Here is an 8,790-nt window from a genome sequence, read left to right as displayed (position 1 = left end):
TGGACCCATCCCCGTCTGTTTTCGCTCCGTCTGTCGATCGTCCGTCGGTCACAGAGGGCTCTTCGAGCCGAATGGTACTAATCGTTCGCCCGCGTTACCGCGTTGCCCGCGCTGCCCGTAGTTACATCATCCTGTGGCTGCCGCCGATTAGGGCAGGTATGTATACTCTCGGGAGCCATTCTGCCGCACTCTACGAGATTACATATACCTCCGGATGTCGGGGCTAGTTCGTGGTTCCGTTTGCGGCCGTCTCGGTTGCGGTGGTCGTGTTGGTCGTTGCCGTTTTGATTAGCTCGTTCGTCGATGTCACTCCAACGGAACTATGATCGTCGCTACCTCTCTCCACTCGAACCACACGGCCCGCTCAGCCAGCCGACGCGCCTCGCGCTCAGCGCCCCTTGAGCCCAGTTCCGGTTACTTGAGCGTATCGAGGTTATCCGTCCCACGGACAACGCGTAGTCTCTCGGTGGCCAACCTCTGTCAGCCCCCGACGGCCCGCATCCCGGCGTGATAAGCGTAGTAGTTGGCGAGCATGCGGTTGACGTAATCCACGGTCGCTGTGTAGCGTTCCAAGGACACTTATGAACCAGCTGTGGTGTGACAGAAAATAATAATTGCTTCCTGGCCGGTTTCTTTCTCAAATTTCTCGTTTGAGTTAATTTTTCTCTCAATCGTTGGATTATGGGTAAGAGATAGCCCCACATCCTGCACGGCACTACCTAACAGAAAACAGAGAAGACTGTTTCGCTGTCTTCACCAACTGGTACATAAATAGCCCCGCGGTTCGGCCAGTTGAGTTACGTCGGAGCTGGCACGCCGACGGCGGACGTGAGCACCCTGAACTGTCACGGGCCGCCCGATCCGCGCCAGGCGGTATCGCCCTCGCCGCCGCCGGACTTGTACGTCCCGCGTGCGGTGGCGATCTTCCGACCGTCGTCGTCCGTGACAGTGACCCCGACGGCGGCGACGTTGTCACCGTTTTTGAGGACCGTCGCCTCCGCGCGAAGGGTGCCGTCGGTCGCCGGGGCGAGGTAGTCGATCCGCATGTCGATCGTCGGGGTCACCGCCCCGTTCGCCGCGATGACGGCGGCACCGCCGACGGTGTCGGCCAGCGCGTACGCGACGCCGCCGTGGGCGATCATCCGGTCCGGGCTCGAAGAGTGCTCGCTCGACAGGTCAAGCTCCCCGACGGCGTGGCCCTCGCCGACCTCGCGCAACTCGATCCCCAGATGGTCGTTGAACGGCATCCGGTCGAACAGTTCGGCGACGTCCAGATCGGTCCCCATACGCCGGGTAGGCGTCCGAGAAGTCAAAACGCGTTCGGTTCCGGGGTCGGGGACGTGGGGCGGTGAGACGCCGGGCGGCCAGACGCAACTGACAACAGGCTCGCCCCCAACGCGTTGAATAATGTTCGACGAGATCATGCGAAAGTTCGAGGACAGCCCCAGCCAGCAGGCGGTGATCCGCTTGCTGCTTGAGCGGGGGTTCTCGGTCAACGACGAGGGGCGCGTCGTCTCCGGGGGCATCGAGATCCCGAACACCGGGATCGCCCGCGAGATCGGGGTCGACCGGCGGGTCGTCGACGCGACGACCGACGCGATCCTCGCGGACGACCAACTCCGGCGGATCTTTCAAAATATCTCTTCGATCGCCTCGCTCATGGACCTTGCACCGGTGTTGGACCTGACGGTCCTCACGGTAGAGGTCGTCGACGCCGACGAGTCCGGAATCGTCGCACGGGTGACGGGGCTGCTCGCGGAGAACGATGTCTCGATCCGCCAGACAATAAGCGAGGACCCGGAGTTCACCGATGATCCAGTTCTCTACGTCGTTACCGACGCGGAACTTGAGGGGGCGTTGATAACCGAAATCCGGGATCTACCGTTCGTCCGTCGGGTCTCCATCCAATAACTGCGGGAGCACGGCTGGCTGTGAGTTGGAAAAGGGGGTTGGAGTCGGCGCGCCCCCGATTCAAGCCGCTTTCAGGTGCGGTTCGGGTCGGAGCCGCCGTCCGTCGTCTTCGCTTCCGGCGGCGAGTGGCCCTCGACCGCCTCGGCGATGTCGGTCTCCTTTGGGGTGTCGACGTGCCAGCGGTCGACCGACGCCTCGTAGTCGGCGAGTTTGTTCGAGACGCGGATCTTTAGGTCGTCGTCGTTGACGTTGATCTCGAAGACGTACTCCCCGGCGTCGGCGTCGGCGCGGTTGAGGTTCGCGCTGATGAGTTGATTGTCGAAGTAGTACGGCGACATCTGCGTCATAACGTTCTCGTAGACGCCGCCCTCGACCTTTCGAAGCGCTTTGCGGGTGGCTGAGTCGGCGGCCCGCGCCACGTAATTTATCGATTTGCGCCACTCGTTGACCGCCTCGGTAGGCTCCTCAAGTTGCTCGTAGGAGTCGGTCAGCTTCTCGCTGGCCGTCTTGAGGTCCTCGTCCGGGGCCTTGCCGGCCTTTTCGCCCTCGCCCTCGCCGACGCTGGCCTGTTCTGCGGTCTTTTTGCTAACGTCCTCGCCGAGGCGCTCGTCCGCCTTCGGTCGCCACTCGTCCCATTCCTCAAGGGCCTCTTTGTCGACCACCTCGGACCCGTTACGGAGGTCCTTCAGCGCGCGGGTAATCCGCTCGCCGTGTTCGACGATTTCGCCCCAGGTTCCCCGGAGTTTGAACCCCGAGACGCTCTCCTCGACGTCCATGCTACCTCCCGTAACGTGTCGAACAACTTTATACCATCGGCTCCGGGGCACGGCGGGGCTTTAAGCCGGCGGCGGACCCTATACCGCTATGCCAATTGAGGACCGTGGTGACGCTCACGTCATCACACATGCGCTGGCGAAGCACACTCTCTCGGAACTCAGGTCAAGCGACACCGACCAGGTGTCGTTCCGAAACGGCTTGATCGAACTCGGCCGCCTCTGCGGGTTCGAGATCATCGACGGGATGATGGATACTGAGTACGTCTCGATCACGACTCCGTTGGCCGAGACGACCGGCGAGGTCGTCAAAGGGTTAGAGAACGTCGTCATCGTGAACGTCCTGCGGGCGGCGACGCCGTTTGTCGAGGGACTCGTCGAAGCGTTCCCGCGCGCCCGGCAGGGTGTTATCTCGGCTGGCCGCGACGAGACTGCCGGAATGGACGAGGACGGGACGTTCCCAATTACGGTCGATTACGTCAAACTGCCGGACATCGACGAGGAAGACACGGTCATCGTCGCGGACCCGATGCTTGCGACGGGGAGCACGATGGTCGCAGTTATAGAGGAAGTACTCGAAACCGGCAACCCGGAGCGCCTCGTCGTCCTCTCGGCGGTCAGTGCCCCGCCAGGGCTCGTCCGTGTCGAAGAGTCGTTCCCGGAGGCCGACATCCTGACGGTCAGCATCGACGAACGGCTCGACGAAGACGGCTACATCGTCCCGGGCGTCGGCGACGCGGGCGACCGGGCGTTCGGGACGTGACCGCATAACAACCCCTTCCTTTCGTCTGGAACCGGCTTCCCCGTGGTGATTTGTTTCCGTCCGAAACGTCAGACGGACGGCAGACCCGGTGGCCACCGGAATCGAACGTCTCAGTTAAAGCCGACACGACGTGTATCGTTTCGAGCGTTCGAACCGCCCCCGATGCCCGTCAGCGGTCGTCGACATCGATCCGGTCGCTGGTCGCGCTTCGAAGCCGATCAAGGAGGCCCTCGGCCGCCGCGACGGGAACCGATACGTCGAAACTGACCCGTGCTCCGTAGTCGGCCTCGAATGTCGCGTCCTCGCTCTCGAGGATTCCCCGAACCGTCCCGGAGTCGTCGTAGCCGACGATCGCCCGGAACCGCATCTGTGGCCGGCGGCGGATCGTCTCGGCCGCATTGAGGGCGTCCTTCGTCGCCTTGGAGTAGGCCCGGACCAACCCGCCGACGCCGAGTTCGGTTCCCCCGAAGTACCGTGTGACGACAACACAGACGTTCTCGAGGTCTCGACCCGCCAACACCGACAGCATCGGTTTGCCGGCGCTGCCGGAGGGTTCGCCGTCATCGGAGGCGTATTCCCTGAACGGGTCCGCCCGCACGCGGTAGGCGGGTACATTATGGGTCGCGTCGGCGTATTCGTCGCGGATCAAATCGACAAACGACTCGGCGGACTCGATGGTCTCCACCGGGGCCGCGTGGCCGATAAACTCCGAGCCTTGGACGGTAAAGTGCGACGTTGCCTGCCCGGCGATCGTCGCGTACGCGTCCGCGGTAGTATCGTCGCCAGCGCCCCCTCCGGCGTCCGTGTCTGGCACGGGCGTCGCTCGGAACGGACAGGATATACCGCTTTCGTCGCCGGACTCGTGACCGGCGAGCCGCGTCCGACGGGTATTTATATGGCCGCGAAGAAGAGCGGCCGTCAATGGAAGCAGCGACGGCCGCGACCTTTCTGGCTGCCGGCGGGGCGAGTCTCTTTATGGCCTGGGCGATCGGTGCCGGATCGTCGGGGTCGACCCCCTTCGCTCCGGCCGTCGGCGCGAACGCGATCTCGGTCATGCGTGCCGGGTTCTTCGTCGGAATTCTCGGGCTACTCGGCGCGACACTGCAGGGCGCGAACGTCACCGAGGCGGTCGGACGCGACCTCGTCGTCGGGACGACCCTCTCGCCGGTCGCCGCCATCGTCGCGCTCTCGATCGCGGCTGGACTGGTCGCCTTCGGGGTGTTCACCGGCTACCCGATCGCGACCGCCTTCACCGTCACCGGGGCCGTCGTCGGCGCGGGGTTGGCGATGGGTGGCGGGCCGGCGTGGGCAAAGTACTACGAGATCGTGGCTGTCTGGACGATGACGCCGTTCGTCGGCGGCGGCATCGCCTACGGCACCGCAAAACTGCTCCGGCGCGAGTCCGTGCCCGACGGCGTCGCCACCCCGGCCCTCGCCGCACTCGTGGGGGCGATTCTCGCGAACGTGGAGTTCGTGTTGCTCGGGCCGCCGGGCGTCGCCCAGAGCCTCGCCGGGACGGTCTCCGCCGGGACGCCCGGCCGGATTGCTGTCACCGTCGCCGTTGCGACCGCCGTCGCCGGGGCGATGGGGCTGGACATGCGGAACGACACCTCGGCCGGCCAGCGGCACTTCCTGTTGGCGTTGGGCGGCCTCGTCGCCTTCTCGGCCGGTGGCAGCCAGGTTGGCCTCGCCCTCGGGCCGCTATTGCCGCTGTTCGATACGGCCGGTATCGCGATCCCGCTCATCGCGTTGTTGTTCGGCGGCGGCCTCGGCCTGCTGGCCGGTTCGTGGACGGCTGCCCCCCGGATGATCAAGGCGATCGCACTGGACTACTCCTCGCTGGGGCCGCGTCGCTCGATCGCGGCGCTGATCCCCTCGTTCGCCATCGCCCAGACCGCGATCCTGCTCGGCGTGCCGATCTCGTTCAACGAGATCATCGTCTCGGCGGTCATCGGTGCCGGAGCGGCCGCCGGAACCGGCGGCGTCAGCGGTCGCAAGATGGGGTACACCGTTCTGGCGTGGGTCGCGTCGCTGCTCGGGGCGGGGGTACTGAGCTTCGGGCTGTATACCGGCGTGACCGCGCTCCTCTGAGAGTCGTTACTCGATGGGAGCGTCCTCAGACTCGGCCTCCGGTTCGGCGTCGGAGCGGGTCCGATCGTATTCGTCGGTTCGGACTATCCGGGCCTTCAGTATCCGGGTATTCTCGACGCGCTCGACGTGGATTTCGAGCCCGTCGTACTCGATGCGCTCGCCCTCCTCGACGAGGCGACCCGCTCGGTTGAAAACGAACCCAGCGATGGTCTCGAACTCCTCGCCCTCCGGGATGTCGATATCGAGCGCCTCGTTGACCTCGTCGATGTTGAGTTCTCCCTTGACGATCACCTCGTTGTCGCTGACGAACTCGATCGGCTCCTCCTCGCCGGCCTGAAGTATCTCTCCGACGATTTCCTCGGTGACGTCCTCCATGGTGACGAGCCCCTCCGTCGTCCCGAACTCGTCGATGACAACGACCATCCGCATCCGCTGTTCGCGCATCTCGGCGAGCAACTCGTCGACGTTCTTCGACTCGGGGACGTGGAGCGTCTCCTCGATCAGGTCCTCGAGGCTGATGTCGTCCCGTTCGCCGTAGGTGGAATCGCGAATCAGATCGGAGATGTGAACGATCCCGAGGACGTTGTCGAGGCTTTCATCGTACACCGGGAGTCTCGTGTGTCCCGACTGGACGCACTCTTGAATCGCCTCGTCGACGGTTGCGTTCTTCGGGACGGCGTCCATATCCAGCCGCGGGGTCATCACCTCCTTTGCGATGGTGTTCGTGAACCGGAAGATCCGCTGGAGCATCTCGCGCTCGTCCTCCTCTAAGACCCCGGCGCGCTCGCCGGTTTCGATGATATCGCGGATCTCCTCGCGGGTGACGTACGTGGATTCGATCTCGCCCCGTCCGCCGGTGATCCGGTTGACCTGCCGGGTCAGATAATCAAACGTGACGATCAGCGGGAGCAGAAGGTACTCCGAGTACTTCAGCGGCCGGGCGATGCGAAGCGCCCACGATTCGGTGTTCTCGACGGCGTAGGACTTCGGTGCGCTCTCGCCGAAGAGTAACACGAGCGCCGTGATCCCGAACGTAGACGCGAAAACCGCCTGTCCCTGCGTGAGGAAGTACGTTGCCAACAGTCCTGTCGTCAGCGACGACATCGCGATGTTGACGATATTGTTGCCGACGAGGATAGTGACGAGCAGGCGATGGGGGTCGTCCTTCAGCCGTTTTAGCGTCTCTGCACCGGGCATGTTGTCTGACACCATCGCGTCGACGCGATGTGGCGGCAACGAGAACATCGCGATCTCAGACGATGAAAAGAACGCTGAAAAACCCAACAGGAGGAGAATGACGCCCCCACCGAGGATCGCCACCGTCGTGTCGCTGAACGGGAGTTCACCGGCGCCGGAGCCGATCTGTATTATAACGGCGGCGTTCCACGTGAGAGAGCCCATATAGACGTACGGGTTTGATGCGGGGTGTGATTAAGGCTTGCCATGGGGGGCGAACGCGGCCACAGTCCTGCCCCGAACCGGCGGCCAGACACGGGTGTCGGCGGGTTGTGCCCTCGATCGGCGATACACTTAGACGAGTGCCGGCCGAACGGGTATACATGACCGACTCCGAGACAGCGATTACGCTGTATCGACTACAGGCGTGCCCGTTCTGTGAGCGCGTCGTCCGCGTGTTGAACGACCTCGAGATCCCGTACCGATCGCGGTTCGTCGAGGCGCGTCACTCCCGGCGCGACGCGGTCAAGCGGCTCACCGGCTCCCGGACGGTCCCCGCGATCGTCGACGACCGAACGGGCGTCACGATGACCGAGAGCGCGAATATCGTGCGGTACATCGAAACCACGTACGGCGAGGACGGCCCCGAACCGGAACCGACACCGATGAACGCTCCGGTGGGCGGTGATGCCGAATGAACCTCGAGTTCGATGTGACCGACCTCGGCCACGCCGACCACCCCGAGATCGGCGAGACGGCGCCCGACTTCACGCGCCCGCTCGTCGATCATGAGTACTGGGAAGACGCCTCGCTGTCGGAACTGACCGCGACAGGCCCCGTTGTCCTCGTGTTCCACCCGATGGACGGCGATTTCCCGTCGACGTACATCTGGCAGGAGATCCGCGACCGGGGCTGGGACGAGTACGACGCCGACATCGTCGGGGTCTCGATCTCGACGCCGTACGAGCACGCTAGATTCCTCGAGGAGTGGGACCTCGAGGGCTTCCGGCTGTTTTCCGATCCCGCCAACGGCGTCGGCGAAGCGTACGGCATCGACCACGAACTCGACGGAATGGCCGGAATCGAGGAACCCCGGCCCGCCGTCTTCGTCCTCGACGCCGACCGGACGATCAAGACAGGCTGGGTCGCGACCGAGTGGCCCGAGTTCCCGCCGTACGACGAGATCGAGGCTGCGATCGAGGAGCTGTGAGCGATCCAGATCTCACCGACGCGGTGGCGGCGCTCCGTCGCGGCGATCTCGTCGTCTACCCGACAGAGACGGTGTACGGCCTCGGGGCCGACGCACTGGACCCGGAAGCGGTCGAACGGGTCTTCGAGGCGAAGGGGCGGTCGCGACGAAACCCCGTCTCGATGGCGGTACCGGAGCTGGCCGCGGCCGCCGATTACACCCGGATGGCGGAGCGCGAGCGGCGCTTCTGCGAGCGGTTCCTCCCCGCCCCGGTGACAGTGCTCGTCGAGCGGACCGACCGTATCCCCGATATCCTCGTCGACGGGGGCGATCGTGTCGGGATCCGGATCCCGGATCACGATCTCGCCCGCACGCTCGCCCGCCGAACGGGGCCGATCACAGCGACTAGCGCGAACCGCTCCGGCGAATCGAGCGCTCGCCGTGTCGACGAGGTCGACGCCACGATCCGAAATCAAGCAACGGTACTCGACGGCGGTGAGACGCCCGGCACCGAGAGCACTGTGGTCGACGTTTCGACCGGCCGGATCGTCCGCCGGGGCGAACTCGTCGGCGAGATCGAGGCGTGGCTGGCCGAGCACTCAACGCGATAGTCGCGATCTGAGCGACCGGGTCCGCGTCCCGCATTCCCCGCGATAGTCGCAGCTCTCACACCGGGCGTCGTTCCGGAGCCGCGGGGGCGGCCCGTCGATGGACTCGGCCGTCCGGAGGGCCGTCCGATAGGTTGCCTTCCGGCGCGTGGTCATTCGGACTGTGCGAACGACCCCGTGGGCCGGGTACTCGAGATAGGCCCGTTCGACCGGCGTTTCGAGTTCCCACGCGAGTGCCTTTGCCGCGGCTGTCGCCCGGACGCCCTGTGGCTCCCAGAC

10 protein-coding genes and 1 pseudogene are annotated in these 8,790 nt (G+C 64.7%); 6 read left to right on the top strand and 5 right to left on the bottom strand.

All coding sequences use genetic code 11. The features are described 5' to 3' along the window. Positions 1-845: 845 nt before the first annotated feature. Entirely contained in the window at positions 846-1,286 is a 441-nt protein-coding gene (locus ACI944_RS08285; RefSeq protein ID WP_411718584.1) for a PaaI family thioesterase, read from the bottom strand. A 121-nt stretch (positions 1,287-1,407) separates the two neighbouring features. On the opposite strand from ACI944_RS08285, the gene ACI944_RS08280 reads away from it, so the two are divergent. After that, the gene (locus ACI944_RS08280; protein ID WP_411718583.1) at positions 1,408-1,911 is read left to right on the top strand and encodes an amino acid-binding protein; all 504 of its coding nucleotides are present in this window, start codon (positions 1,408-1,410) and stop codon (positions 1,909-1,911) included. 71 nt (positions 1,912-1,982) lie between these two features. Here ACI944_RS08280 and ACI944_RS08275 read toward each other — a convergent pair whose 3' ends face one another. Then, a complete protein-coding gene (locus ACI944_RS08275) occupies positions 1,983-2,687 on the bottom strand; it encodes a DUF5828 family protein (RefSeq protein WP_411718582.1) in 705 nt (234 codons plus the stop codon). 88 nt (positions 2,688-2,775) lie between these two features. Here ACI944_RS08275 and upp point away from each other — a divergent pair, with 88 nt between their 5' ends. Beyond that, on the top strand, positions 2,776-3,447 hold the full coding sequence (upp, locus tag ACI944_RS08270; protein WP_411718581.1) for a uracil phosphoribosyltransferase: 672 nt from the start codon (positions 2,776-2,778) through the stop codon (positions 3,445-3,447). A gap of 169 nt (positions 3,448-3,616) precedes the next feature. Here the strand turns inward: upp and ACI944_RS08265 are convergent, their stop codons facing one another. Continuing rightward, positions 3,617-4,261: an IMPACT family protein gene (locus ACI944_RS08265; protein ID WP_411718580.1), complete on the bottom strand. Its 645-nt coding sequence runs from the start codon at positions 4,259-4,261 to the stop codon at positions 3,617-3,619. Positions 4,262-4,368: 107 nt separating this feature from the next. Between ACI944_RS08265 and ACI944_RS08260 the strand changes: the two genes are divergently transcribed. Continuing rightward, complete coding sequence (locus ACI944_RS08260) at positions 4,369-5,538, top strand: anion permease (protein ID WP_411718579.1); 1,170 nt, start codon at positions 4,369-4,371, stop codon at positions 5,536-5,538. Between the two features lie 6 nt (positions 5,539-5,544). Here the strand turns inward: ACI944_RS08260 and ACI944_RS08255 are convergent, their stop codons facing one another. Then, complete coding sequence (locus ACI944_RS08255) at positions 5,545-6,939, bottom strand: hemolysin family protein (protein WP_411718578.1); 1,395 nt, start codon at positions 6,937-6,939, stop codon at positions 5,545-5,547. A gap of 158 nt (positions 6,940-7,097) precedes the next feature. Between ACI944_RS08255 and ACI944_RS08250 the strand changes: the two genes are divergently transcribed. Genes ACI944_RS08250 through ACI944_RS08240 form a run of 3 tightly spaced genes read left to right on the top strand, consistent with a single transcriptional unit; the run spans position 7,098 to position 8,514 of the window. After that, positions 7,098-7,412, top strand: coding sequence for a glutaredoxin family protein (locus tag ACI944_RS08250; protein ID WP_411718577.1), 315 nt, complete (start codon positions 7,098-7,100; stop codon positions 7,410-7,412). Next, positions 7,409-7,924 carry a redoxin domain-containing protein gene (locus ACI944_RS08245; RefSeq protein ID WP_411718576.1) on the top strand — a complete coding sequence of 172 codons (516 nt, stop codon included), beginning with the start codon at positions 7,409-7,411 and terminating at the stop codon, positions 7,922-7,924. The genes ACI944_RS08250 and ACI944_RS08245 overlap by 4 nt, the downstream gene beginning before the upstream one ends. Then, on the top strand, positions 7,921-8,514 hold the full coding sequence (locus ACI944_RS08240) for an L-threonylcarbamoyladenylate synthase (RefSeq protein WP_411718575.1): 594 nt from the start codon (positions 7,921-7,923) through the stop codon (positions 8,512-8,514). Before ACI944_RS08245 ends, ACI944_RS08240 begins: the two co-directional genes overlap by 4 nt. Here ACI944_RS08240 and ACI944_RS08235 read toward each other — a convergent pair. Next, positions 8,503-8,790, bottom strand: a pseudogene (locus ACI944_RS08235) (hypothetical protein); the annotation flags it as partial. The gene ACI944_RS08240 and the pseudogene ACI944_RS08235 sit on opposite strands and share 12 nt — an antisense overlap.

The organism is Natronomonas sp. (genome assembly GCF_046710025.1).
Lineage (GTDB): Archaea > Halobacteriota > Halobacteria > Halobacteriales > Haloarculaceae > Natronomonas.
The sequence above is the reverse complement of the archived record's forward strand: the minus strand, read 5'-3'. Positions and strand labels throughout refer to the sequence as shown.

Bases quoted from the DNA above. Each gene is read 5' to 3' on its own strand.
- ACI944_RS08285 (WP_411718584.1), bottom strand. From the start codon at position 1,286: ATGGGGACCGATCTGGACGTCGCCGAACTGTTCGACCGGATGCCGTTC.
- ACI944_RS08280 (WP_411718583.1), top strand. From the start codon at position 1,408: ATGTTCGACGAGATCATGCGAAAGTTCGAGGACAGCCCCAGCCAGCAG.
- ACI944_RS08275 (WP_411718582.1), bottom strand. From the start codon at position 2,687: ATGGACGTCGAGGAGAGCGTCTCGGGGTTCAAACTCCGGGGAACCTGG.
- upp (WP_411718581.1), top strand. From the start codon at position 2,776: ATGCCAATTGAGGACCGTGGTGACGCTCACGTCATCACACATGCGCTG.
- ACI944_RS08260 (WP_411718579.1), top strand. From the start codon at position 4,369: ATGGAAGCAGCGACGGCCGCGACCTTTCTGGCTGCCGGCGGGGCGAGT.
- ACI944_RS08255 (WP_411718578.1), bottom strand. From the start codon at position 6,939: ATGGGCTCTCTCACGTGGAACGCCGCCGTTATAATACAGATCGGCTCC.
- ACI944_RS08250 (WP_411718577.1), top strand. From the start codon at position 7,098: ATGACCGACTCCGAGACAGCGATTACGCTGTATCGACTACAGGCGTGC.
- ACI944_RS08245 (WP_411718576.1), top strand. From the start codon at position 7,409: ATGAACCTCGAGTTCGATGTGACCGACCTCGGCCACGCCGACCACCCC.